We start from the raw sequence: 23,521 nt of genomic DNA, 5'->3' as shown, positions 1-23,521 counted from the left end.
ACAATCCGGCGAGAGCAGAGAAAGAGGGTAGACCAATGCAAGCCAAGCAGAAACGCTGGATCAAGTCGGTCGTCGAGACCGCCAAAACCACCGAGGCCAAGCTTCCCTTCACGCGCGGTCAGCGCGCACGGGTCGCCAAGCGCCTGCGCGCCGCCGCGGAGCGCCGCGCCGCCTGACCAGCCCCCGGTGCCACGCGGCACCGACCCCACGATATTCGAATGGCCCACCCCTGTCCGGGCCTGACGCGGCCGTCCGTATCCCCCGGAAACGCCGCACCGAGGAGAGGCGGCACCTGCTCGTCCCGTCTCTCCTCTCCCTCCCAGAACCGCGATTCGCCCGTGCAACGCCAGATTGTGGCGCGATTGACCTGACGTCGCTCAACAATCCCCGCACTCAGCCGCCGATTGCCCGCCCCGAAGGTCCAATCGGTGCCGGTTTTTGACAGATCGCCCGCAACACTGCAGATTTTCCCCATCTGATCCACAGAAGTCCTTCTGGGTTGTCGGTGGGGGCCGACGCAGATGTGACGCCTATGAAAGGGTGTTACTGATGTCTGGTCCTCTGACCTCGCTCCATTCGGAGTTTCTTTCGCATTCCCGTGTCGGCCAGTCGATGCCGACGATGCGGCGCTATCACGCCGCCTCTCTGACCCCGACCGGGGAGATCCGCGATGACGAAATCCGCGCGCCCGCGACGCCGGAATTCCAGGCCGCTTTCAACGCCTTTGCCCATGGCTCCATCATCTCGACCACCGAAGGCGAGGTCGCGATCGAGGACCTGCGCCCCGGCATGAAGGTCCAGACCCGCGAACACGGGCCGCAGACCGTCATGTGGATCGGCAACATGACCCATATCCCCGACCCGAACGGTGCGGCGATCATGACCCGCGTGACCTCGGACCGGTTCGGCGCCGCGCAGCCCGCGCTCGACCTGCTGGCCGGACCCGGTGCGCGGATGCTGCACCGCCCCGCCGGCGCACGGTTCGACCAGAACGACCGCTTCGCCTACACCCCCCTGCGGGATTTCATCGACGGAGACGGCGTGATCGGCATTCCCCTGCGCATGGCCTCGGACACCTACCACATCTGCCTGCGCCGCCACGCCACGATCCGCGTCGGCGGGCTGGATCTGGAAACCTTCCACCCCGGCATGACAATCCTCGAGCAGATGGGCAACAACACCCGCGACCTTTTCCTGTCGATGTTCCCGCATATCCAGCGGGCGACCGATTTCGGCAAGCTGGCCCACCCCCGCCTGACCCTTCAGGCGCTGGAGGACGCGGCGGCCTGAACGGCTGCGGAACGGTCAGGCCGTCCGGCTCAGCCGTTCCTCGAGAATGTCGAAGGGCACGCCGGGTTCGTCCTTGGCGCCCCGGATCACCAGCGAAGTCTTCACGCTGGCGACATTCTCGGCCGATGTCAGTTGCCCGGTCAGGAAGCTCTGGAACGTCGACAGATCGGGGGCGACGCACTTCAGGATGAAGTCGACCTCGCCGTTCAGCATGTGGCACTCGCGGACCAGGGGCCAGCTGCGGCAGAGGTTTTCAAAGGCGGTCAGGTCAGCCTCGGCCTGACTGACCAGGCCGACCATGGCGAAAACCTGTACTTCGAACCCCAGTTCGCGGCTGTCGACCTGAGCATGGTAGCCTTTGATGAAACCCGAATCCTCAAGGGTCCGCACCCGGCGCAGACAGGGCGGGGCCGAAATTCCGACCCGCTTGGCCAGTTCGACATTGGTCATGCGACCGTCCGCCTGAAGCTCGGCCAGGATCTTACGGTCAATCGCATCAAGACGGGTGCCCGCCATACTCGCCTCCTGAATTTGCGTTTGTTATAACCGCACGGCCCGTCCGCGCAAGATTATTTCAAACGCCTGCAACATTCGGAGCCGTGAATAGCCTGCCGCCGCCATATTTGGAACATGCGACGTTGCTGTAGCGAGCCACGGAATTCACCTGAGCCAAGCTATGCCACCTGCGCAGCCCCGCTATCGCCCGTCGCCTTTTCCGCCCGGCCGCCTTCCCTCCCCGGTGTGCATTCATTATATCCGACCGGACAAGCTGCCAGGGGACACGCCATGACCGACACGCGCCACACGAAGGTTCTCATCATCGGCTCCGGACCCGCGGGCTATACCGCCGGCGTTTACGCCAGCCGTGCCATGTTGAACCCGATCCTTGTTCAGGGCATTGAACCGGGCGGCCAGCTGACCACCACGACCGAGGTCGAGAACTGGCCCGGCGACACCGAAGTGCAGGGCCCCGACCTGATGGTGCGCATGGAAGCTCACGCAAAGGCCATGGGTTGCGAGATCGTCAACGACATCATCACCGACCTCGACCTTTCCAGGCGTCCCTTCACCGCGAAGGGCGACTCCGGCGTGACCTACACCGCCGATGCGGTCATCCTTGCCACGGGCGCCCGCGCCAAGTGGCTGGGTCTGGACAGCGAAGAGGCCTACAAGGGCTTCGGCGTCTCCGCCTGTGCCACCTGCGACGGTTTCTTCTACCGCGGGCAGGAGATCGTGGTGATCGGTGGCGGCAACACGGCCGTGGAAGAGGCGCTGTTCCTGACCAATTTCGCCTCCAAGGTCACGCTGATCCATCGTCGCGACGAACTGCGCGCCGAACGCATTCTTGTCGACCGGCTGATGAAGAACCCCAAGATCGAACCGCTCTGGCACCACGTGCTCGACGAAGTCGTGGGCGAGGACAGCCCCAAGGGCGTAACCGCCGTCCGCGTGAAGCATGTCGATACTGGCGAAGTCAGCGAAATCCCGGCCAAGGGCGTGTTCATCGCCATCGGCCACGCGCCCGCCAGCGAACTGGTCAAGGACCAGCTGGAACTGCACCATGGCGGCTACGTCAAGGTGAACCCCGGGTCCACCGAAACCTCCGTCCCCGGCGTCTTCGCGGCCGGCGACCTGACCGATCACAAGTATCGTCAGGCCGTCACCTCCGCGGGGATGGGCTGCATGGCGGCGCTGGATGCGGAGCGGTTCCTGGCGGAGCAGGGCGACGTCTCTTCGCGCGATACGACACTACCGCTTGGCCACGGAGCCCCCGAGACGGCAGGTGCCTGACCCGGCCACCCGGTTTGCCACATGTCTGGGCGCGGTACTGGTCTGCGCCCTCTCCGCCCTGCCCCTGCAGGCTGAAACCCGCGGCGGTCTGCCCGGCGGCCTGCCGCTGGACGCCGAAACCTCTGACGGGTCGATCCGCCTGATCTGGCCCGACGCCAGGCCCCGCATTGCCGGAAACGCCGAAATCAGCCGCCGTCCGCTTGGCGAGACAGGCATCGCCAGCTGGCAGGTCATCGCGCCCGGCGCGGGGCCTGTACAGTTCTATCGCGACGATACCGCTACGCCCGGAACCGAATGGGAATATCGCGTCCGCCGCATCGGGCGCGGGGTGATAGACCAGGGATACTGGGCTGGCGGAACCGGCCTCGACACCCCCGACCACCGGGGCACCGCCGTCCTAGTGGTGGCCGAGGGCACCGGAGACGTGATCGCGCCGCAGCTTGACCGGTTCCGCGATGACCTGACCGGCGACGGCTGGCATCTTGTCGACCTGTCCGTCCCATCCGGTCGCGATCTCGACCCCGCGCAGACCCTGCCGCTGGCCCGGACACTGAAATCCGAGATCCGCACCGCCTATCTGACCCGAAGTGCCGGTGACTTCGCCATCGTCCTCGTCGGTCCCGTCCCGCTCGTACAGAGCGGACGCATCGCACCCGACGGGCATGAGGCGCGGGCTTTCGGGACCGATCTGTTCTACGCCGATCTCGATACCGAATGGCCGGCCCGCGAGGACGGAATTCTGGTGCCCTCCACCATTCCCGACGGCCGGATCGAGGCCATGGTGGGTCGTATCGACTTCTCCCGCACCGCCCCGCGTCAGCCCGAGATGGAAACCACCTTTCTCCGCGCCTATTTCGACCGCAACCATGCCTGGCGGCACGGCGAATGGGGCGACCTGCGGGAGGCGTATCTGGGCAGACCGCACCACCTCTTTGTCGAGGGTGAGGGCCTCGCCAATATTGTCGGTCCGGTCAACGTGACCGAAGGCGGCCACCACGACGCCGGTGAAACCCGGCGCTGGCTGTTCGGCGTGGATTTCGGCGACGCCAACGGTCGGCGCTACCTTACGGAGCACGCGGCCCGCCCGACCTTCGCGATCAACTTCGGCAGCTACAAACCCAGTATCGAACGGGTGAACAACGCCATGGCCGCCATCATGGCCGAGCCGAACCAGGCGCTCGCCGTGGCCTGGGGCGCGCGCCCCGCATGGCGACTGCATGGGATGGCTGTCGGACGGACCATCGGCGACGCCCAGATGCGCACCGTGAACAACGGGCCCGACATGCCGGGCCGCTTCGACACCTCAGATTACCTGCCGACCGGTCAGTACCCTATGTTTCACCCGGTCTGGGGCACCCTGCTTGGCGACCCGACCCTGCACGCCTTCCCTGTCCTGCCGCCTGCCGACCTCACTCTGACCCGCACGGCAGACGACGTCACGCTGACCTGGACGGCCAGCGCCGAAGCCGGCGCGACCTACCGGCTCTACCGCGCCGGCCCTGACGGGATCTTTGCCCCCCTCGGCCCCGAAAGCATCGACGCCACCACCTTTACCGACCCTGATCCCCTGCCCGAAGGGCGCTACATGGTGCGCGCCCGCGTGCTCAAGCGGATTCACGCCGGATCGCTGTTCGCCCTTTCACAAGGCATCTTCGCCGAGTAACCGGCAGGCACCAAAGGGAAACAATTTCCGCCACATTGCCCGATTTTCCGGAATTTCATTCCCCGGTGTCGCCGCAGTGCGGCATTCCCGCCCGAACTTGAGCTTTTCACTACAGATCGGCTTGCCTTTTGCATGCCCGGCGGACTAGGCACCTTGCGACGCACCGCCTGATCGCGCCGACATTTGCTGACAGAGAGTTATCGATGGCCACCAACAATCTTGCCCCCATTCCAGAACTTTTCGTTTCCTACGAATCTGCCCAGAAACTCAAGGTCGAAGCGGCCGATCTGACCAGCTGGGACCTTTCCCCGCGCCAGATCTGCGACCTCGAACTGCTGATGAACGGCGGGTTCAACCCGCTCAAAGGCTTCCTTTCGGAAGAGGATTACGACGGCGTCGTTGAAAACATGCGCCTGGCGGACGGGTCGCTCTGGCCGATGCCGATCACCCTCGATGTATCCGAAAAATTCGCGGACAGCCTTGAGATCGGTCAGGACATCGCCCTGCGCGACCAGGAAGGCGTGATCCTCGCCACCATGACCGTTACCGATCGTTGGGAGCCGAACAAGGCGCGCGAGGCCGAGAAGGTCTTCGGTGCAGACGATCAGGCGCACCCCGCAGTGAACTACCTGCACAACACCGCCGGCAAGATTTACCTCGGTGGCCCGGTCACCGGCATCCAGCAGCCGGTGCACTATGACTTCCGCGCCCGTCGCGACACCCCGAACGAACTCCGCGCTTATTTCCGCAAGCTTGGCTGGCGCAAGGTCGTCGCCTTCCAGACCCGCAACCCGCTGCACCGCGCGCACCAGGAACTGACCTTCCGTGCCGCACGCGAAGCCCAGGCCAACCTGCTGATCCATCCGGTTGTGGGCATGACCAAGCCGGGCGACGTCGATCACTTCACCCGCGTTCGCTGCTACGAGGCGGTTCTGGACAAGTACCCGGGATCCACCACCACCATGTCGCTCCTGCCGCTTGCCATGCGCATGGCCGGCCCGCGCGAGGCCGTCTGGCACGGCCTGATCCGCAAGAACTACGGTTGCACCCATTTCATCGTCGGCCGCGACCACGCCGGCCCCGGCAACAACTCCAAGGGCGAGGATTTCTACGGCCCCTACGATGCGCAGGACCTGTTCCGCCAGCATCAGGAGGAGATGGGCATCGAAATGGTCGACTTCAAACACATGGTCTATGTGCAGGAGCGCGCCCAGTACGAACCCAATGACGAGATCGCGGACAAGGACGACGTCACGATCCTCAACATCTCCGGCACCGAACTTCGCCGCCGCCTGGCCGAGGGTCTGGAGATCCCCGAATGGTTCTCCTTCCCCGAGGTCGTCGCCGAACTGCGCAAGACCCGGCCGCCGCGCTCCAAGCAGGGCTTCACGGTCTTCTTCACCGGCTTCTCCGGCTCCGGCAAGTCCACCATCGCCAACGCCGTCATGGTCAAGCTGATGGAAATGGGCGGCCGCCCGGTGACGCTGCTCGACGGTGACATCGTCCGCAAGAACCTCAGCTCGGAACTCGGCTTTTCGAAAGAGCACCGCGATCTCAACATCCGCCGCATCGGCTACGTCGCCTCCGAGATCACCAAGAACGGCGGTATTGCCATCTGCGCCCCGATCGCGCCCTACGCCACCACCCGCCGTGCTGTGCGCGAGGACATTGAAGCATTCGGCGCCTTCATCGAGGTCCACGTCGCCACCTCTATCGAGGAATGCGAAAAGCGGGACCGCAAGGGGCTCTACAAGCTGGCGCGCGAAGGCAAGATCAAGGAGTTCACCGGGATCTCCGACCCCTACGACGTGCCCGAAAACCCCGAATTGCGGGTCGAGACCGAAGGCACCGATGTCGACAACTGCGCGCATCAGGTGATCCTGAAACTGGAAAGCATGGGCCTGATCGCCGCACACTGAGTGGCCAGACAAACCCGTGAGAAAGGGCCTCCCGCCGCGGAGGCCCTTTCGCTTTTCATCTTGCCTGAAATATCCCGGAGGAGTCCGCAGGACGGGGGCAGCGCCCCCATCCCGTCGACCAGCCGCGCGGCGCAACAAATCTAGTGATCCTGCCCTGCTCCGTCATCGTGTTCGCCCAGAGCGTCCATCCGACAGCGGGCACCAATGACCGGAGTTCTTGGGGCCAAGCCCGAGGGTGACCTTACCTGACACGCCTGCCCGGCGTCAGATGATCTCGTCCTCATCGAACAGGGGATCCCTCGACAGATGCTTTGCGATCTCCTCCAGGGCCAGCCCCTCAGGCAGCGCCTTCTCGATCTCGGCGATGTGGAACACGGCGTCGCCCTCGTTCACCACCGGCATCACCGCGCGTCCCACGACGATCCCGTCGATCGGCGCGCGCAGTTCCGCCTCTTCCCCGCCGAAAGGGTTGGCCACCCGCGCCAGCAGGTCGCCACGCATGACCTGCGCCCCATCCTCGTGAAAGCTGGTCAGCAGACCACCCCCCGGCGCTCGCACCCAGAGCGAACGGCGGGCCAGCAACGGCGCACGGACCTTCGGGGTCCGCCCCGCCAGCATGCCGCGATGCCTCAGCACCCTCAGGATTCCGGCCACGCCGATCCGCACGGCGGTCTCGTCCACCCGCAGCCCCTCGCCCGCCTCGTAAAGGATCGTCTCGACGCCCCGCCCCCGCGCCTCCGCGCGCAGCGATCCGCCCCGTTCTGACGACGGGATGATGACCGGCGCGCCGAAGACCCGCGCCAGTTCCATCAGCCGCGTATCTTCGGGCGTGACCCGGACCTGAGGCAGGTTGGTGCGGTTGATCGCGGCGGAATGCAGGTCGATGCCGAAATCGCAGCGCAGGACGACTTCATGCAGGAACAGATGCGCCAGCCGCGCGCCGAGCGACCCGCCTTCGCTGCCGGGAAACGACCTGTTCAGGTCGCGCCGGTCCGGCAGATAGCGCGACCGGTTCAGGAACCCGAAGGTGTTCACGATCGGCACCACCAGCAACGTACCGCGCAGACCGGACAGCGACTTCTGCCCCAGAAGACGGCGGGCGATCTCGACCCCGATCACCTCGTCCCCGTGCACGGCGGCACTGACGAAACAGACAGGGCCGGGGCGCTTGCCGTGGATCACATGGACGCGCAGGGACACCGGCGTGTGATCCGGGAGTACCGAAACCGGCAGGTCGGCCGTCTCCCGCCGCCCGGCGGCGACGGTGGTCTCTCCGATGGTGAACGCGTCTCGTGTGCCCATGCCCGCACCCCCTCGCCGCCAGCTAGCCGCGCCGCAGCAACCCGCGCAAGGGGATTGCGCTGCGCGATGGTCCGGTCTGTCGGGGGTGTTTCGCAGAAGACGCGCCGGGTGGACCGGCGCGCAAGATGGGTCCTAGTGGACGGCCACGGGTGCCATGTCGTTCTGCCGAGCCAGCACGAAGGCCATGTCACGGTCCTTCACAAGCGCCAGCCGTTCGCCGCTCTCGTCATGCACCGCATAGAGGTGGTCGAGCCCTTCGGCCTGCACCTGCACTTCGTGGGGCAGATCGGAAACCTTCACTTCCCGGACATAGACAATCCGGGCGGCATCCTGCGGAATTTCGTATTCTACGTTCATGACTTACCCCTTTCTGATGCGGATGGTCTGTACGACCTTTTCGGGTTCCACCCGGGTGAGATCGACATGCAGCAGACCATTCTCCATGATCGCCTCGCCGACCTCGACGCCGTCGGCCAGCACAAAGCTGCGCTGGAACTGACGCGCCGCGATCCCGCGGTGCAGGAAGTGACGGCCCTCCGCCTCCTCGCCCTGACGGCCGCGTATCACCAGCTGGCTGTCTTCAAGAGTAATGCTCAGATCGCTTTCGGCAAACCCGGCGACGGCGAGCGTGATGCGGTAGGACCGGTCGGAGGTCTGTTCGATGTTGAACGGGGGATAGCCGTCGTTGCCGGTCTTCGCAGATCGTTCCAACAGCCGTTCCAGCTGCTCGAACCCCAGCATGTAGGGGTGTGCCCCCAGGGTCATCTTTGTCATGACACGTCCTTGGTCTTTAAGCGACAGTCGGGCGAGGCCCCGTTGCGGCGGCCCCGTGATGCAAATATGGGCAGCCCCCCGGTGCGGCGCAAGGGCTTTGCCGCGACCCGGAAGCTGGGGTATTGTCAAAGTCCTGCAACCTGAGGGGAATCGCGACATGAATGCGCGCAGCGACATCTCGATGAAGACCGATGAGGTCCTGAGGGTCGAACTGCAGGTGTTCCGCCGCGAACATGCCGATCTGGACGCCGCGATTGCCGCGCTGCACGACCGCGGCACCGCCGACCAGCTGACCCTGCAGCGGCTGAAGAAGCAGAAGCTGCTGCTAAAGGACCGGATCGCCCAGATCGAGGACCGCCTGACCCCCGACATCATCGCCTGACGGTCCGGCAGGATGGTCGGGACCGGACGGGGGCTCTGCCCCCGGGCGCGGGACCCGCGCCTCCCCCGGGATATTTGGAGCAAGGCGAAAGGGGCGCGGCGGCGCGCGCCGCTCTCTGATTGCGCCACGCGCCGAACCCCTTATAACCCGAAGTCTCAGATCGGAGACCGACATGACCGACATTCGCGTAGGCATCATCATGGGAAGCCAGTCCGACTGGCCCACGATGAAGGAGGCCGCGACCATACTCGACGAGCTTGGCGTCGCCTATGAGACGAAGATCGTCTCCGCGCACCGCACGCCCGACCGGCTGTGGACCTATGGCAAGGCGGCTGCGGACCGGGGCCTGCACGTCATCATCGCCGGGGCCGGAGGGGCGGCGCATCTGCCGGGCATGATGGCGTCGAAGACCCGCGTGCCGGTGATCGGCGTGCCGGTGCAGACGAAGGCGCTGTCGGGTGTGGATTCGCTCTATTCCATCGTCCAGATGCCCAAGGGCTTCCCTGTCGCGACCATGGCGATCGGGGCGGCCGGGGCGGCCAATGCCGGTCTCATGGCCGCCGGGATCCTCGCCCTGAACGACCCCGCGCTGGCCGGACGGCTGGACGCATGGCGCGAGGCGCTCTCTGCCTCCATTCCTGATGAGCCCGCCGATGACTGAGATGCTGCCCCCCGGATCGACCATCGGCATCCTCGGCGGTGGCCAGCTTGGCCGCATGCTGTCGGTCGCCGCCGCGCGGCTTGGCCTGAAGACGGTGATCTTCGAACCGGGCGGGGACTGCCCCGCGTCCCACGTCGCCAACTATCACCTTCAGGCCGAGTACACCGATAAGGACGCGCTGCGCCGTTTCGCGGACTCCGTCGACGTCATTACTTACGAATTCGAGAACATCCCGACCTCCGCCCTCGACATCCTCGAGTCGCTGAAGCCGATCCGCCCGGGGCGCGAGGCGCTGCGCATCTCCCAGGACCGGCTGACGGAAAAGGAATTCCTGACCTCTCTCGGCCTCTCCGTCGCGCCCTATGCCGACATCCCCGACGCCGCCGCGCTGGAGGCGGCGCTCGGGACGATCGGCACCCCCTCGATCCTGAAGACCCGCCGCTTCGGATATGACGGCAAGGGACAGGCGCGGCTGATGTCCCCCGCCGACGCCCCCGCCGCGCTTGTCGCGATGAACGGAACGCCCGCTGTGCTGGAAGGTTTTGTCGACTTCACGGCCGAGGTCTCGATCATCGCCGCCCGAGGGCTGGACGGGTCGGTGTCGTGCTACGATCCGGGCGAGAACGTGCACCGAGAAGGCATCCTGCGCACCACGACCGTACCCGCCTCGCTGTCGGCGGCGCTGCGGACGGACGCGGTCCTGCTGGCGGCCAAGGTGCTGAACGCGCTCGATTATGTCGGGGTCATGGGGGTGGAGCTGTTCGTCACTCCGGGAGGCCTGATCGTCAACGAAATCGCGCCGAGGGTGCATAACTCCGGCCACTGGACGCAGAACGGCTGCGTCGTGGACCAGTTCGAGCAGCACGTGAGGGCCGTGGCCGGCTGGCCTCTGGGCGATGGCTCACGCTACGCGGATGTGGTGATGGAGAACCTGATCGGGGAGGATGTGGAGCGGGTGGCAGGGCTGGCCGGGGAGCGTGGCGTGGCGGTGCATCTGTATGGGAAGGGAGAGGTCAAGGCGGGGCGGAAGATGGGGCATGTGAATAAGGTTGGGTGAGGCAGTTCAAACGGCAATTTTTCCCCTTAAACGATTTGTAAACTAGTATAGAACTTACCGTGCAAATGATGTGAAAGAGTTCAAAATGCCTGCGAACGTAGATCACCCTTGCTTTCCACAACCAACATCGATTGACGCGAAATTATGGCGCTTCATGAGTATCCCAAAGTTCCTGAGCCTGGCTACTAGCAAGACGCTACACTTTACAAGGCTAGATAGGCTTAGAGACACCTTTGAAGGGACTTTGCCCAACCCGAACCTAACGAACAACCGCGAGAGATATGCAGCACAATTTCAAGACCACCCCAATATAGACGTGGACGAACTGATCTTGAAGTTAGAACAAGTTCGCGCGAACACCAGATCCAAATCGTTCGTGAATTGTTGGCACATCAATGCCCATGAGTCAGCTGCGATGTGGGACCTTTATGGCGGTGGCCAGACTGCGGTTGCTATCCAAACAACCTATCGGAAACTGATTTCCGCGGCTCCTTCGGGCATTTACTCGGGTATGGTTCGCTACATAGATTTCGAGAACGAGTGGCTCAATGAAGACAATTTGTTTTATCCTATCATGCATAAAAGACGGTCATTCGAGCACGAACGCGAAGTTCGATTGGTCGCCATTAACCTCGGAGACAACCTAGGTGTAATGGAAGGCGTATCATATTACGGCGAAGGCGCTCATGTATCGATAGACCCGAATACCTTAATTGAAAAAGTATACGTATCCCCAGAATCTCCTAATTGGGAATATGACGCGCTTACTCAAACTTTCAAAGAACTGGGAATAACCGCGCCCATTCAGCAATCATCTCTTTATGAGCGCGCTCTTCGGTAACGCGGCGATCAGCAACTTAATGAAGGCATTGTTTCAATAAACAATAACACGATCCTTTCTGAGGTATCGGATGATTATTCGAAGTAGCCATTCATATCACTTCACCTAAGGTCTCCGCCCCCCTCAGCACCTCCCGCCTCTTCTCCTCCCCCATCCCATCCCAAGCCTTATAAACAACCCCCATCCGCCGGTTCCCCTCGAACCGCTCCCGGTGCCGCACCAGAAAATCCCAATAGAGCAAGTTGAACGGGCACGCCCCCTCCCCCACCTTCACCTTCGGATCAAACGCACACCCCGTACAGTAATCCGACATCCGGTCGATGTAATTGGCCGAGGAGACATAGGGCTTCGACGCCACCACCCCTCCGTCCGCCCATTGCGACATGCCCACGGTGTTCGGCGCCTCCACCCACTCATAGGCATCCGCGTAGACCGACAGGTACCATTCGTGCACCTGGGCCGGATCGACCCCCAGCAACAGGGCGTAGTTCCCCGTGATCATCAGCCGCTGGATGTGATGCGCATAGGCCAGGTCGCGGGTCTGGGCGACGACCTCCCGGATGCAGCGCATGTCGGTCTCTCCGCCCCAGTAGGCGGCGGGAAGGTCCCGGGTGTGGCCAAGCGTGTTTGACGTCACATACTCCGGCCCCTTCAGGAAATAGATCCCCCGCACGTATTCCCGCCAGCCGAGGATCTGCCGGATGAACCCCTCGGCCGAGTTGATCGGCACCTGACCATCGCGATAGGCCGCGTCCGCCGCCTCGCAGACCTCCCGCGGGAGAAGCAGGCCAAGGTTCATGTAGACCGACAGCACCCCGTGGTTCAGGTAGGGTTCGTCCAGCAGCATGGCGTCCTGGGTGTCCCCGAAACCGGGCAGCTGGGTCTTCACGAAATGCGCCAGCGCGCGGCGGGCCTGGGTTCGCGTGACACCGAAAGTGAAGGGATCGAGCGTGCCGAAATTCTCTGCGAAACGCTCCCGGACCATCGCCAGCACCGTCTCCGTGATCGCGTCGGGCGTGAACTCCATCGGGCCGGATTGCAGGAGGGACCGCTGCGCCGGCTTGCGGTTCTGCTTATCGTAGTTCCACGTCCCCCCGGCGGGTTGGTCGCCGTCCATCAGAAGCCCGGTCTCGCGCCGCATCTCGCGGTAGAACCACTCCATCCGCAGTTCCTTGCGCCCCTGCGCCCAGTCCCGGAACCGGTCAACGGAGCAGAGGAACCGGTCGTCTTCGACCATGCGCACGCCGACCGGGCAGGCCTCCAAGGCCTCGATCAGCCGGTGTTCGCCGGGGCGGACGGCCACGACCTCTTCGGGCGACACCTCCTGATGTACCGCCATGAGCGCGCCGCAGATCGACCGCGGCCCGTCCTCCTCCAGCCGGAAGTAGCGGACCGTCCAGCCGTCCGCGCGCAGCTCTTCCGCAAAGTGCCGCATGGCAGAAAGGACGAGGGCGATTTTCTTCGGGTGATGGGGGACATAGCCCGTCTCGTCCGGCACCTCCGCCATGACGACGACGTCCTGTTCCGGATCACCGTCCCGCAGGACGGCCAGCTCCGGCGACAGCTGGTCGCCAAGCACGAGGATGACGCGCCTCACCATTCCACCCGCGCGCCCCGCCAGTCGAAGAACCCGCCGCTGTCCTGCGCCGTCAGCCCGCCGATCACCGAAAGCAGGTTTTCCGCCGCCGCCTCGGGCGCGACGGCCGGGTGACGCCCCAGATACCGTTCCGTCAGCGCCGACCGCACGGTGCCCGGATGTAGCGCGACGACGCAGGCCTGCGCATGCGTCCGCGCCACCTCGACCGCCGCTGTCCGCACGATCTGGTTCGCCGCCGCCTTGGCCGCGCGGTAGGAATACCACCCGCCCAGCCTGTTGTCCCCGATCGATCCCACCCTCGCGGTCAACACGGCGCAGACCGAGCGCCGATCCCGCGGCAGCAACCGTGCCGCGTGGCGCAGCACCAGCGCCGGACCAACCGCGTTCAGCGCGAACTGCGCCAGCATCGCCTGCGACGACACTTCGCGCAGGGCCTTCTCCGGCCCCGACCCGTCGATCTCCAACGCTCCGGAAGCCACCAGCACCAGGTCGAATGGCCCCGCGATCCCACCAAGCACCTTCTCGACCGATGCCTCATGCGTAAGGTCCAGACCGTCCCGCGACCGGGACAGCCGCACGACAGCGGAACCCTGATCCTCCAGCCGCGACGCCACCGCGCCGCCGACCGCCCCGCTCGCCCCGATGATCAAAGCCCGTTTCATGTCAGGGATACGTGGCGCCCGGCCCGCCCGGATCAATCCACGCTCTTTGGTTTTCCTAAATATCCCCGCCGGAGGCACATGCTGCCACGCAGCATGTTTCACGGGTTTCCAAACCGCGCGGGCCGCGCTATATCGCCCTCATGGAACTCAAAGGGCATATCGCATCGACGGACCCGCGCATCTCGCGCGCCGCTGCTCTGCGCCTACTCCTAATCCGCCTCTGAGCGTGCCGGATCGGCGCGACCGCTCAGAGGACAGCCGTCTCGCGCCATGGCATCTGGATTAAGAAAGAGAACCCCATGACCACCACCACAAAACAGGACCACGTCCTGATCTTCGACACGACGCTCCGCGATGGCGAACAGTCCCCCGGCGCAACGATGACACATGAGGAGAAGCTGGAAATCGCCGCCATGCTCGACGAGATGGGCGTGGACATCATCGAGGCCGGCTTCCCGATCGCGTCCGAAGGTGACTTCAACGCCGTCTCGGAAATCGCGAGGAACGCGAAGAACTCCGTCATCTGCGGCCTCTCGCGCGCCAACTTCAAGGATATCGACCGCAACTGGGAAGCGATCCGCCACGCGAAACGCCCCCGGATCCACACCTTCATCGGCACCTCGCCACTGCACCGCGCCATCCCGAACCTGACCATGGACGAGATGGCCGACCGTATCCACGAGACCGTGACACACGCGCGCAATCTCTGCGACAACGTGCAATGGTCGCCCATGGACGCGACGCGCACCGAACACGACTATCTCTGCCGCGTGGTGGAAATCGCCATCAAGGCAGGCGCCACCACGATTAACATCCCCGACACCGTCGGTTACACCGCCCCGCGTGAAAGCGCCGACCTGATCCGCATGCTCATCGACCGTGTCCCTGGCGCGGACGAGGTGGTCTTCGCGACCCACTGCCACAACGACCTGGGCATGGCGACGGCCAATTCCCTCGCCGCGGTCGAAGCCGGGGCGCGCCAGATCGAATGCACGATCAACGGACTGGGCGAACGCGCGGGCAACACCGCGCTGGAAGAGGTCGTCATGGCGCTTCGCGTGCGAAACGACATCATGCCCTACACGACCGGCATCGATACGACCAAGATCATGGGCCTGTCGCGCCGCGTCGCCACGGTTTCCGGCTTTCCGGTGCAGTTCAACAAGGCCATCGTCGGCAAGAACGCCTTCCTGCATGAATCCGGCATTCACCAGGACGGCGTGCTCAAGAACGTCGAGACCTTCGAGATCATGAAGCCCGCCGACATCGGCCTGAACGAGGACAATATCGTCCTCGGCAAGCATTCGGGCCGCGCGGCACTGCGCTCCAAGCTCGGCGCACTCGGGATCGAACTGGGGCAGAACCAGTTGAACGACGTCTTCGTGCGCTTCAAGGACCTCGCCGACCGCAAGAAGGAGGTCTATGACGATGACCTCATCGCCCTCGTCCGCGTGACGGAGGATGCGACGCCCGACCGGCTGGAACTTAAATCGCTCAAGGTGATCTGCGGCACCGGCGGCCAGTCCGCCGACATGGTGATGACCGTGGACGGGGTCGAGAAATCCGCTTCCACAACCGGCGACGGACCCGTGGATGCCTCCTTCAACGCGGTGAAGGAAATATTTCCACATACCGCCAAGCTGGAGCTCTACCAGGTCAGCGCCGTGACCAAGGGCACCGACGCGCAAGCCACGGTTTCGGTCCGGCTGAACGAGGACGGGCGCATCGTAACCGGGTCGAACGCCGACACGGACACCGTCGTCGCCAGCGTGAAGGCCTATATCCACGCGCTCAACCGCCTGCTGGTGCGCCGCGACAAGGTCGGCACGAACGCCGACGCACGGGAGATCAGCTACAAGGACGTGAGCTAGGGCTTGATCGGCGTTCCGTCAGAAGCGCCCTAGCCCACGGTCATCCAAGCCCCCTCCCCCTGCCAGGGGGAGGGGGCCGCGCCCCGATCCAACCGGTGCGACGCCGTCACGAGGAGGGTAACAACCCGGCGAACAGCGCCCCGACCCGCGCCGCCTCTTCCTCAAGTCCGAACGGCGCATTGACCACGTACAGCCCGGACCCCACCATTCCGTGCCCCGGGCGCACCGGGGGAAAACCGACCTCGTGGCGCAGCATCTTCGCCATCCCGGCCCCTTCCAGCGCCTCAACCATACGCCTGTGCCGCCCGTCCGTCAGGATCGGATACCAGAGCACAATGACCCCGACATTCCAGGCCCGGTGCAATTGCGCGATGACCTTCGGGATGGTTTCGTAGTCCGCCTTCACCTCGTAACTCGGGTCGATCAGCATCAGCCCCCGCCGAGGCGTCGGAGGGCAGACCGACAGCGCCAGTTCGAACCCGTCCATCTGCCGCACCTGAGCCCTGCCTCCGAGAGCGGCATGCAGCGCTCCGTGCTCCTGCGGATGCAGATCGGCCAGCGTTACCCGGTCCTCCTGACGCAGCAGCGTCGCCGCGATCAGGGGCGATCCCGGATAGGCCGTCGCGCCGTGTTCCGCCCGCACCTGCTCCACCGCCTGCCGGTACGGATGATCCGGCGCAAAACGCGCCAGCATCCGTCCCACGCCCGCCGCCGCCTCTCCTGTCTTCAGCGCCTCCGGGGCCGACAGGTCATACAACCCCCGCCCCGCATGGGTTTCGACATAGCTCAGCGGTTTCGGTTTCTCGGTGAGCCGCGCCAGCATCCACGCCAGAAGCGCGTGCTTGTGAACATCCGCCGGGTTCCCCGCGTGATAGAGGTGTTGATAGGACAGCATGGCCTTCCCTACCCGCCGCGCCGCGCCCCGGCAATGTCCCTTTGCCGCAGGCCCCGCCGCGCGAAATGACGCTGATTTGCGACCCGAGACACTTTCGCCCCGCCACCCGTCCCGTTAAAAGGGCGGACAGCCCGCGACTGGCCGAGTCGCGGGAATAATCGGTATTTGGCAGGATCGCGGGAACTATGGGATTTTGGGACAACGTGCCGGGGTTATTGTCCTCGGATATGGCAATCGATCTGGGGACCGCGAACACACTGGTCTACGTGAAGGGCAAGGGGATCGTGCTCTCCGAACCCTCCGTGGTCGCCTATCACGTCAAGGACGGGGTGAAGAAGGTGCTCGCCGTCGGTGAGGACGCCAAGCTGATGCTTGGCCGGACCCCCGGCACGATCGAGGCGATCCGCCCCATGCGCGAGGGCGTCATCGCCGACTTCGATGTGGCGGAAGAGATGATCAAGCACTTCATCCGCAAGGTCCACAAGCGCTCCACCTTCTCCAAGCCCAAAATCATCGTCTGCGTGCCGCACGGCGCGACCCCCGTTGAAAAGCGTGCGATCCGCCAGTCGGTCCTGTCCGCCGGCGCCCGACGCGCAGGGCTGATCGCGGAACCGATCGCCGCCGCCATCGGCGCGGGCATGCCCATTACCGACCCGACCGGCAACATGGTCGTCGACATCGGCGGCGGCACGACCGAGGTCGCCGTGCTTTCGCTTGGCGACATCGTCTATGCCCGCTCCGTCCGCGTCGGCGGCGACCGCATGGACGAGGCGATCATCTCCTACCTCCGCCGCCAGCAGAACCTGCTCGTCGGGGAATCTACTGCCGAGCGGATCAAGACCACCATTGGCACCGCCCGCATGCCCGACGACGGGCGCGGCACCTCCCTGCACATCCGTGGTCGCGACCTGTTGAATGGCGTCCCGAAAGAGACCGAGATAACACAGGCCCAGGTGGCGGAGGCGCTGTCCGAACCCGTCCAGCAGATCTGCGAGGCGGTGATGACCGCGCTCGAAGCCACCCCGCCCGACCTCGCGGCGGACATCGTGGACCGGGGCGTGATGCTGACCGGGGGCGGCGCGCTTCTGGGCGATCTCGACCTCGCGCTGCGGGAACAGACGGGGCTTGCGGTGTCGATCGCCGACGAAAGCCTGAATTGTGTTGCCCTCGGTACGGGCAAGGCGCTGGAATTCGAGAAGCTGCTGCGCCACGCGATTGACTACGACAGCTGACCACCCCACGCTGAAGCGTCAGAGGGGCCGCATTGGCAAAGGACCGCAGACAGGACGTTGACTATCTGACACCGCTTCGCAGATTGCTGGGAAGCGTCGTTGTCCTGCTGCTGTTTGCCCTGTTCCTGTTCTGGCGGATCGACAGCCCGCGCGTCGAACGGTTCCGTGCGCAGGTGCTCGACCAGGTCGTGCCATCTTTCGACTGGGCCATGGCGCCAGTGAACGGCACCCTCAACATCCTGCGCGACTTTCAAAGCTACACGCGGATTCACCAGCAGAACCAGGAACTTCGCCGCGAGCTTCAGCAGATGAAGGCGTGGAAGGAAGCCGCGCTCCAGCTGGAACAGGAAAACGCCCGCCTGCTCGACCTGAACAAGGTGCGGCTCGACCCCCGGCTGACCCATGTCACCGGCGTGGTCATGGCCGACAGCGGCAGCCCGTTCCGTCAGTCGGTGCTGCTGAACGTCGGCGCGCGCGACGGGATCGTCGATGGCTGGGCCACGATGGACGGTATCGGGCTGGTCGGGCGAATCTCCGGCGTGGGACAAAAGACCGCGCGAGTGCTGCTGCTGACCGACACATCCTCGCGCCTGCCGGTGGTCATCCAGCCCTCCGGCCAGCGCGCGCTGATCGAGGGCGACAACTCCGCCGCCCCGCCGATCGAATTCCTAGAAGCCCCGGAACTGGTGCGCCCCGGTGACCGCATCATCTCCTCCGGCGACGGCGGCGTCTTCCCCGCAGGCCTGCTGGTCGGGCGCGTGGCTGAAGACCCGGGCGGTCGCCTGCGCGTGCGCCTCGCCGCAGATTTCGAACGCCTCGAATACCTCCGCGTCCTGCGTCATCTGGGGACGGAATCGATCCGCGACCCCGGCAGTCTGATCGAACCGGAGCTTGATCCCGAAGCGGAAAACGGCGTCAATCTCACCACGCGGGAGGGCACAGATGGCTGAGCATGCCGCTACCTCTCCGACCCGGATCTGGTCCATGCGCGCCGTCTATTTCGGCATCGCGCTCGGCATCCTGCTGCTCGAACTCCTTCCGCTGCAGACACAGCCGCGCGGGTTTGCCGGGCCAGACATGATCCTGTTGCTGACCTTCACCTTCGCCCTGCGCCGCCCGGAGTTCGTGCCTCCCGGAGTGGTGGCACTGGTCATGGTGCTCGCCGACCTGCTGCTGCAACGGCCCCCGGGTCTGATGGCCGGGCTGACCGTTCTGGCGAGCGAGGCGCTGCGAAACCGCTCCGAAGGGGTGCGCACTTTGCCCTTCACCGTGGAATGGCTGACCGCTGCGCTTGGCATCCTCGCCGTACTGGCCGGGTACCGCGTCGTGCTTGCGATCTTCGTGATCCCGCAGGCGCCGATCCTGCTCTCCCTGTCACAGCTTGTCGCCACGGTCATCGCCTACCCTCTGATGGTGCTCGGATCCGCCATCCTCTTCGGTATCAGGCGCGTCACGCCGGGCGAGGTCGACACACTGGGGCACAGGATATGAAGCGCCCGGACAAGGACAGCGCGGCGGGCGCACGCAAGATGACCCGCCGTGCCCTGATCCTCGGCGGGGCGCAGGCCGGGTTCATGGGCCTTCTCGCCCTGCGCATGCGCTACATGCAGGTGGAGGAGGCCGACAAGTTCCGCCTTCTGGCCGAGGAAAACCGGATCAACATCCGCCTCATCCCCCCCGCACGCGGAGAGATCTTCGACCGCAACGGTGCCCCGATTGCCGTCAACAACCCCGCTTACCGGATTTCCCTGACCCGCGAGGATGCAGGCGACGTCGAGGAGGTGCTGCGCCGCCTCACCTCCCTCATCAAGCTGACGGACGAGGAACTGGAACGGGCGCAGACCGAACTGAAACGCACCCAGCCCTTCTTCCCCGTCACGGTCGCGGATCAGGTCGCCTGGAGCGACGTGACCCAGATCGCCGTCAACGCCCCCGCCCTGCCCGGCGTCACGCCCGAGGTCGGGCTCACCCGCACCTATCCGCAGGGTTCGGACTTTGCCCATGTCGTCGGCTACGTTGGGCCCGTTTCGGACTATGACCTGTCCAAGATGGAAGCGCCGGACCAGCTTCTCCTCATCCCCCGCTTCCAGATCGGCAAGGTCGGGGTGGAGGCCAAGCTGGAGGAGGAACTGCGCGGCAAGGCCGGCGCCCGCCGGGTGGAGGTCAACCACGTCGGCCGCGAGATGCGCGAACTCGACCGGCGCGAAGGCCAGCAGGGCGAAAATCTGCAACTGACCATCGACGCCAACCTCCAGACCTATGTGCAGGGGCGCCTGGACGGGGAAAGCGCAGCCGCCGTGGTGATGGACGTGACCAACGGCGACATCCTCGCCATCGGCTCTGCCCCCTCTTTCGATCCGAACCTCTTTGTCCGCGGGATCTCCGTCAGCGACTACCGGGCCCTGACCGAAAACAAGTACCGCCCCCTCGCCGCCAAATCTGTGCAGGGCATCTATCCGCCCGGTTCGACCTTCAAGATGGTTGTCGGTCTTGCCGGGCTCGATGCGGGGATCATCGGGCCGGAGGACACGTTCTACTGCCGCGGTCACCTCGAGGTCTCGGGCCGCCGGTTCCACTGCTGGAAAGGGTCGGGCCACGGCAGCATGAACCTTGAGGGATCGCTCAGGGAAAGCTGCGACATCTATTATTACGAACTGGCGATGCAGCTCGGGATCGAGAAGATCTCCGCCATGGCGCAGAAGCTCGGCCTCGGCGACCGGATCGACCTGCCCATGTCCGCCGTCGCGCAGGGTCTTGCGCCCACGAAGGCCTGGAAACGCGAGGCGCGGGGCGAGGACTGGATGATCGGCGACACGGTCAACTCTGCCATCGGGCAGGGTTTCGTGCTCGCCTCTCCGCTGCAGCTGACGGTGATGACCGCGCGCATCGCAGCAGGACGGGCGGTGCAGCCCCGCCTGATCAAGAAGATCAACGGCATCGAACAGCCGATCGCCGACGCGCCGAGCCTTGGCCTGAACGAAAACCACCTGCGCCAGATACGCAAGGGCATGTTCTCTGTTTCCAACAACCGCAAGGGCACGGCCTACGGCAGCCGGATCATCGCGGAACAATACCGCATGGCGGGCAAGACAGGCACCAGCCAGGTGCGCAACATCACGGCGAAGGAACGCGCGGCCGGTGTGCGGTCGAACGCCGACCTGCCCTGGGAGCGCCGCGACCACGCGCTTTTCGTGAACTTCGCCCCCTACGAAAACCCCAAGGTGGCGGTGGCAGTCGTGATCGAACACGGCGGCGGCGGATCGGCCGTGGCCGCCCCGGTGGCCCGTGACATCACCCTTCAGGCGCTGTTTCAGGGCGAACCGCCGCTGGACGCCTACCCGCAGAAGGACAGGCCGCGCGTCCAGGAAATGCAGAAGAAGCTGCGTGAATACCGCCCCGCCGCAGGCACCGACGCCAAGAGCCGCGCATGAGTTTTCTCGAGTACAACGTCAAGACCACGCCAAGCGGCATCCGCAAGGTTCTCTACCTGAACTGGCCGCTGATCCTGCTGCTGGCGGCGGTGGCCTCCTTCGGGTTCCTGATGCTCTACTCCGTGGCTGGCGGGAACCTCGGTGCCTGGGCGATGCCGCAGATGAAGCGTTTCGTGCTGGGCCTCACAGTGATGTTCGCCGTCGCCATGGTGCCGATCTGGCTGTGGCGCAACCTGTCGGTGGTGGCCTACCTCGGCTCTCTGGTCTTGCTGCTGGCAGTGGAGTTCTTCGGCGCGGTTGGCATGGGTGCGCAGCGCTGGATCGACCTCGGCTTCATGCGCCTGCAACCGTCGGAGCTCATGAAGATCACCCTCGTCATGGTGCTCGCCGCCTATTACGACGCCCTGCCCGTCAGCCGGACCTCGCGCCCGCTCTGGGTCATCATCCCGGTGCTGCTGATCCTGACGCCGACCTACCTGGTGCTGACCCAGCCCGACCTCGGCACCGCGCTGCTGCTGATGATCGGAGGCGCCGCGGTCATGTTCCTGGCCGGGGTGCACTGGGCTTATTTCGTGGCCGTCCTGACCGCCGGAATCGGGGCCGTCACCGCCGTCTTCAAGTCGCGCGGCACCGACTGGCAGCTTATCAAGGACTACCAGTTCCGCCGTATCGACACGTTCCTTGATCCCTCCAACGATCCGCTTGGCGCAGGCTATCACATCACCCAGGCCAAGATTGCCCTCGGCTCCGGAGGCTGGACCGGGCGCGGCTACATGCAGGGCACGCAGTCCCGGCTGAACTTCCTGCCGGAAAAACACACCGACTTCATCTTCACCACCCTGGCAGAGGAGTTCGGCTTTGTCGGTGCCTTCTCCCTCCTCGCGCTCTACGCGCTGATCATCGTGTTCTGCGTCTCCTCCGCGCTGGCCAACAAGGACCGCTTCGCGTCGTTGCTGACGCTTGGCATCGCCACGACCTTCTTCCTGTTCTTTGCCGTGAACATGTCGATGGTCATGGGCCTTGCGCCGGTTGTCGGGGTGCCGCTGCCGCTGGTGTCCTACGGCGGATCGGCCATGCTGGTCCTCCTCGCCGCCTTCGGTCTGGTGCAGAGCGCCCATATACACAGGCCCCGCTGATGACCGTAAACGTCCTTTTCGCCGCCACCGAAGAACGGTGGTCGGAATACCGCGCCCCGCTGACCGAGGCTTTCGCCGAACATGGTCTCGACGTGAACCTGTCCACCGAGATGCCGCCGGAGGAGGTCGACTACATCGTCTACGCCCCGAACAGCGCGGTGCAGGATTTCACCCCTTACTCCCGTTGCAAGGCGGTGCTGAACCTCTGGGCCGGGGTCGAGACCATCGTCGGCAACACCACCCTCACGCAGCCGCTGGCCCGCATGGTGGACCCGAGCCTGACGCAGGGCATGGTCGAATGGGTGACAGGCCACGTGCTGCGTCACCACCTGAACATAGACTTCTTCCTCGCGCGACAGAACGGGAAATGGGAACGCCACGTGCCCCCGGTAGCCGCGGAGCGCCCCGTAACGGTGCTGGGCCTCGGCGAACTCGGCACCGCCTGCGCGAAGGCCTTGGCCGGTCTCGGCTTTCCGGTGACGGGATGGAGCCGCCGGGCGAAAGACGTGCCGGGTCTGACCACCCGCTACGGGGCGGGCGGACTGGAAGCCGCGCTCGCATCCGCCGAAATACTCGTTCTGCTTCTGCCGGACACACCGCAGACCGTGAACCTGATCGACGCCGGGGCCCTGGCGACCCTTCCCGAGGGCGCAATGATCGTGAACCCCGGTCGCGGCCCGCTGATCGACGACGACGCCCTGCTCGCGGCGCTGGACAGAGGCCATGTCGCACATGCGACGCTGGACGTCTTCAGGGTCGAACCTCTCCCCCACGAACATCCGTTCTGGAGCCACCCCCGCGTGACCGTTACCCCGCATATCGCGTCGGAAACCCGCGCGAACACGGCATCGCGGGTGATCGCGGAAAACGTCCGGCGGGGCGAGGCCGGAGAGCCGTTCCTGCATCTGGTTGACAGGGATCAGGGGTACTGAGCGGGACATCGACATGTCTTCAAACCGTCATCCTCGGACTTGATCCGAAGATCTCTCCGGACAACGGTCCCCGGAACAAGCCTCA

At 64.9% G+C, this 23,521-nt stretch carries 23 protein-coding genes; 16 read left to right on the top strand and 7 right to left on the bottom strand.

Translation table 11 applies throughout. The features are described from left to right. Window positions 1-35: 35 nt before the first annotated feature. Window positions 36-176: a hypothetical protein gene (locus IEV87_RS01885; protein ID WP_188475937.1), complete on the top strand. Its 141-nt coding sequence runs from the start codon at window positions 36-38 to the stop codon at window positions 174-176. A gap of 373 nt (window positions 177-549) precedes the next feature. Further along, window positions 550-1,290, top strand: a complete 741-nt coding sequence (locus IEV87_RS01880; RefSeq protein ID WP_188475936.1) for a Hint domain-containing protein — start codon at window positions 550-552, stop codon at window positions 1,288-1,290. 15 nt (window positions 1,291-1,305) lie between these two features. Here IEV87_RS01880 and IEV87_RS01875 read toward each other — a convergent pair whose 3' ends face one another. Further along, complete coding sequence (locus tag IEV87_RS01875; protein ID WP_188475935.1) at window positions 1,306-1,806, bottom strand: Lrp/AsnC family transcriptional regulator; 501 nt, start codon at window positions 1,804-1,806, stop codon at window positions 1,306-1,308. Window positions 1,807-2,076: 270 nt separating this feature from the next. Between IEV87_RS01875 and trxB the strand changes: the two genes are divergently transcribed. The 3 genes from trxB to IEV87_RS01860 all read left to right on the top strand — a co-directional run bounded on the left by trxB (window position 2,077) and on the right by IEV87_RS01860 (window position 6,663). Continuing rightward, window positions 2,077-3,081, top strand: coding sequence for a thioredoxin-disulfide reductase (gene trxB, locus IEV87_RS01870; RefSeq protein ID WP_188475934.1), 1,005 nt, complete (start codon window positions 2,077-2,079; stop codon window positions 3,079-3,081). Beyond that, window positions 3,074-4,744, top strand: a complete 1,671-nt coding sequence (locus IEV87_RS01865; RefSeq protein WP_188475933.1) for a fibronectin type III domain-containing protein — start codon at window positions 3,074-3,076, stop codon at window positions 4,742-4,744. The genes trxB and IEV87_RS01865 overlap by 8 nt, the downstream gene beginning before the upstream one ends. Window positions 4,745-4,947: 203 nt before the next feature. Beyond that, window positions 4,948-6,663, top strand: a complete 1,716-nt coding sequence (locus tag IEV87_RS01860; protein ID WP_188475932.1) for a bifunctional sulfate adenylyltransferase/adenylylsulfate kinase — start codon at window positions 4,948-4,950, stop codon at window positions 6,661-6,663. Between the two features lie 264 nt (window positions 6,664-6,927). Here IEV87_RS01860 and IEV87_RS01855 read toward each other — a convergent pair whose 3' ends face one another. The 3 genes from IEV87_RS01855 to IEV87_RS01845 all read right to left on the bottom strand — a co-directional run bounded on the left by IEV87_RS01855 (window position 6,928) and on the right by IEV87_RS01845 (window position 8,739). Further along, window positions 6,928-7,965 carry a succinylglutamate desuccinylase/aspartoacylase family protein gene (locus IEV87_RS01855; RefSeq protein ID WP_188475931.1) on the bottom strand — a complete coding sequence of 346 codons (1,038 nt, stop codon included), beginning with the start codon at window positions 7,963-7,965 and terminating at the stop codon, window positions 6,928-6,930. 132 nt (window positions 7,966-8,097) lie between these two features. After that, window positions 8,098-8,322, bottom strand: coding sequence for a DUF1150 family protein (locus IEV87_RS01850; protein WP_188475930.1), 225 nt, complete (start codon window positions 8,320-8,322; stop codon window positions 8,098-8,100). A gap of 3 nt (window positions 8,323-8,325) precedes the next feature. After that, window positions 8,326-8,739, bottom strand: coding sequence for an Hsp20 family protein (locus tag IEV87_RS01845; protein WP_188475929.1), 414 nt, complete (start codon window positions 8,737-8,739; stop codon window positions 8,326-8,328). A gap of 157 nt (window positions 8,740-8,896) precedes the next feature. On the opposite strand from IEV87_RS01845, the gene IEV87_RS01840 reads away from it, so the two are divergent. The 4 genes from IEV87_RS01840 to IEV87_RS01825 all read left to right on the top strand — a co-directional run bounded on the left by IEV87_RS01840 (window position 8,897) and on the right by IEV87_RS01825 (window position 11,680). Further along, entirely contained in the window at window positions 8,897-9,121 is a 225-nt protein-coding gene (locus tag IEV87_RS01840) for a DUF465 domain-containing protein (RefSeq protein ID WP_188475928.1), read from the top strand. A 172-nt stretch (window positions 9,122-9,293) separates the two neighbouring features. After that, window positions 9,294-9,782 carry a 5-(carboxyamino)imidazole ribonucleotide mutase gene (purE, locus tag IEV87_RS01835; protein WP_188475927.1) on the top strand — a complete coding sequence of 163 codons (489 nt, stop codon included), beginning with the start codon at window positions 9,294-9,296 and terminating at the stop codon, window positions 9,780-9,782. After that, a complete protein-coding gene (locus IEV87_RS01830) occupies window positions 9,775-10,839 on the top strand; it encodes a 5-(carboxyamino)imidazole ribonucleotide synthase (RefSeq protein ID WP_188475926.1) in 1,065 nt (354 codons plus the stop codon). The genes purE and IEV87_RS01830 overlap by 8 nt, the downstream gene beginning before the upstream one ends. An 85-nt stretch (window positions 10,840-10,924) precedes the next feature. Then, window positions 10,925-11,680 carry a DUF2971 domain-containing protein gene (locus tag IEV87_RS01825; RefSeq protein ID WP_188475925.1) on the top strand — a complete coding sequence of 252 codons (756 nt, stop codon included), beginning with the start codon at window positions 10,925-10,927 and terminating at the stop codon, window positions 11,678-11,680. A gap of 91 nt (window positions 11,681-11,771) precedes the next feature. On the opposite strand, the gene IEV87_RS01820 is transcribed toward IEV87_RS01825, so the two are convergent. Together IEV87_RS01820 and IEV87_RS01815 are read right to left on the bottom strand one after the other, a co-directional pair. Further along, the gene (locus IEV87_RS01820) at window positions 11,772-13,280 is read right to left on the bottom strand and encodes a cryptochrome/photolyase family protein (RefSeq protein WP_188475924.1); all 1,509 of its coding nucleotides are present in this window, start codon (window positions 13,278-13,280) and stop codon (window positions 11,772-11,774) included. After that, on the bottom strand, window positions 13,274-13,939 hold the full coding sequence (locus IEV87_RS01815) for an SDR family NAD(P)-dependent oxidoreductase (protein ID WP_188475923.1): 666 nt from the start codon (window positions 13,937-13,939) through the stop codon (window positions 13,274-13,276). Before IEV87_RS01815 ends, IEV87_RS01820 begins: the two co-directional genes overlap by 7 nt. Before the next feature lie 299 nt (window positions 13,940-14,238). Here IEV87_RS01815 and IEV87_RS01810 point away from each other — a divergent pair, with 299 nt between their 5' ends. Continuing rightward, window positions 14,239-15,810 (top strand): 2-isopropylmalate synthase, encoded by a 1,572-nt coding sequence (locus tag IEV87_RS01810; RefSeq protein WP_188475922.1) that lies wholly within the window; start codon window positions 14,239-14,241, stop codon window positions 15,808-15,810. A 106-nt stretch (window positions 15,811-15,916) separates the two neighbouring features. On the opposite strand, the gene IEV87_RS01805 is transcribed toward IEV87_RS01810, so the two are convergent. Then, window positions 15,917-16,705 carry a 23S rRNA (adenine(2030)-N(6))-methyltransferase RlmJ gene (locus tag IEV87_RS01805; RefSeq protein ID WP_188475921.1) on the bottom strand — a complete coding sequence of 263 codons (789 nt, stop codon included), beginning with the start codon at window positions 16,703-16,705 and terminating at the stop codon, window positions 15,917-15,919. 185 nt (window positions 16,706-16,890) lie between these two features. On the opposite strand from IEV87_RS01805, the gene IEV87_RS01800 reads away from it, so the two are divergent. From IEV87_RS01800 to IEV87_RS01775, 6 genes are read left to right on the top strand one after another with little or no spacing between them, the layout of a single operon-like run. Then, the gene (locus tag IEV87_RS01800; protein WP_188475920.1) at window positions 16,891-17,937 is read left to right on the top strand and encodes a rod shape-determining protein; all 1,047 of its coding nucleotides are present in this window, start codon (window positions 16,891-16,893) and stop codon (window positions 17,935-17,937) included. A 32-nt stretch (window positions 17,938-17,969) separates the two neighbouring features. Continuing rightward, the gene (gene mreC / locus IEV87_RS01795; protein ID WP_188475919.1) at window positions 17,970-18,887 is read left to right on the top strand and encodes a rod shape-determining protein MreC; all 918 of its coding nucleotides are present in this window, start codon (window positions 17,970-17,972) and stop codon (window positions 18,885-18,887) included. After that, complete coding sequence (locus IEV87_RS01790; protein WP_188475918.1) at window positions 18,880-19,428, top strand: rod shape-determining protein MreD; 549 nt, start codon at window positions 18,880-18,882, stop codon at window positions 19,426-19,428. The genes mreC and IEV87_RS01790 overlap by 8 nt, the downstream gene beginning before the upstream one ends. Next, window positions 19,425-21,368, top strand: coding sequence for a penicillin-binding protein 2 (gene mrdA, locus IEV87_RS01785; RefSeq protein ID WP_188475917.1), 1,944 nt, complete (start codon window positions 19,425-19,427; stop codon window positions 21,366-21,368). Before IEV87_RS01790 ends, mrdA begins: the two co-directional genes overlap by 4 nt. Further along, a complete protein-coding gene (gene rodA / locus IEV87_RS01780) occupies window positions 21,365-22,504 on the top strand; it encodes a rod shape-determining protein RodA (protein ID WP_188475916.1) in 1,140 nt (379 codons plus the stop codon). The genes mrdA and rodA overlap by 4 nt, the downstream gene beginning before the upstream one ends. After that, window positions 22,504-23,436 (top strand): 2-hydroxyacid dehydrogenase, encoded by a 933-nt coding sequence (locus IEV87_RS01775; protein WP_188475915.1) that lies wholly within the window; start codon window positions 22,504-22,506, stop codon window positions 23,434-23,436. The genes rodA and IEV87_RS01775 overlap by 1 nt, the downstream gene beginning before the upstream one ends. The last annotated feature ends 85 nt before the right edge of the window (window positions 23,437-23,521 follow it).

This window comes from Primorskyibacter flagellatus (assembly GCF_014638275.1).
In the GTDB taxonomy this organism is placed as follows: domain Bacteria; phylum Pseudomonadota; class Alphaproteobacteria; order Rhodobacterales; family Rhodobacteraceae; genus Pseudooceanicola; species Pseudooceanicola flagellatus_A.
Note: the sequence above shows the minus strand (reverse complement) of the source record. Positions and strands in the feature narration are given on the sequence as shown.

Coding starts and splice junctions, on each gene's coding strand:
- IEV87_RS01840 (WP_188475928.1), top strand. CDS start 8,897: ATGAATGCGCGCAGCGACATCTCGATGAAGACCGATGAGGTCCTGAGG.
- IEV87_RS01855 (WP_188475931.1), bottom strand. CDS start 7,965: ATGGGCACACGAGACGCGTTCACCATCGGAGAGACCACCGTCGCCGCC.
- rodA (WP_188475916.1), top strand. CDS start 21,365: ATGAGTTTTCTCGAGTACAACGTCAAGACCACGCCAAGCGGCATCCGC.
- purE (WP_188475927.1), top strand. CDS start 9,294: ATGACCGACATTCGCGTAGGCATCATCATGGGAAGCCAGTCCGACTGG.
- trxB (WP_188475934.1), top strand. CDS start 2,077: ATGACCGACACGCGCCACACGAAGGTTCTCATCATCGGCTCCGGACCC.
- IEV87_RS01775 (WP_188475915.1), top strand. CDS start 22,504: ATGACCGTAAACGTCCTTTTCGCCGCCACCGAAGAACGGTGGTCGGAA.
- IEV87_RS01810 (WP_188475922.1), top strand. CDS start 14,239: ATGACCACCACCACAAAACAGGACCACGTCCTGATCTTCGACACGACG.
- IEV87_RS01825 (WP_188475925.1), top strand. CDS start 10,925: ATGCCTGCGAACGTAGATCACCCTTGCTTTCCACAACCAACATCGATT.
- IEV87_RS01790 (WP_188475918.1), top strand. CDS start 18,880: ATGGCTGAGCATGCCGCTACCTCTCCGACCCGGATCTGGTCCATGCGC.
- IEV87_RS01820 (WP_188475924.1), bottom strand. CDS start 13,280: ATGGTGAGGCGCGTCATCCTCGTGCTTGGCGACCAGCTGTCGCCGGAG.
- IEV87_RS01845 (WP_188475929.1), bottom strand. CDS start 8,739: ATGACAAAGATGACCCTGGGGGCACACCCCTACATGCTGGGGTTCGAG.
- IEV87_RS01805 (WP_188475921.1), bottom strand. CDS start 16,705: ATGCTGTCCTATCAACACCTCTATCACGCGGGGAACCCGGCGGATGTT.
- IEV87_RS01875 (WP_188475935.1), bottom strand. CDS start 1,806: ATGGCGGGCACCCGTCTTGATGCGATTGACCGTAAGATCCTGGCCGAG.
- IEV87_RS01860 (WP_188475932.1), top strand. CDS start 4,948: ATGGCCACCAACAATCTTGCCCCCATTCCAGAACTTTTCGTTTCCTAC.
- IEV87_RS01800 (WP_188475920.1), top strand. CDS start 16,891: ATGGGATTTTGGGACAACGTGCCGGGGTTATTGTCCTCGGATATGGCA.
- IEV87_RS01885 (WP_188475937.1), top strand. CDS start 36: ATGCAAGCCAAGCAGAAACGCTGGATCAAGTCGGTCGTCGAGACCGCC.
- IEV87_RS01815 (WP_188475923.1), bottom strand. CDS start 13,939: ATGAAACGGGCTTTGATCATCGGGGCGAGCGGGGCGGTCGGCGGCGCG.
- IEV87_RS01850 (WP_188475930.1), bottom strand. CDS start 8,322: ATGAACGTAGAATACGAAATTCCGCAGGATGCCGCCCGGATTGTCTAT.
- IEV87_RS01880 (WP_188475936.1), top strand. CDS start 550: ATGTCTGGTCCTCTGACCTCGCTCCATTCGGAGTTTCTTTCGCATTCC.
- IEV87_RS01830 (WP_188475926.1), top strand. CDS start 9,775: ATGACTGAGATGCTGCCCCCCGGATCGACCATCGGCATCCTCGGCGGT.
- mrdA (WP_188475917.1), top strand. CDS start 19,425: ATGAAGCGCCCGGACAAGGACAGCGCGGCGGGCGCACGCAAGATGACC.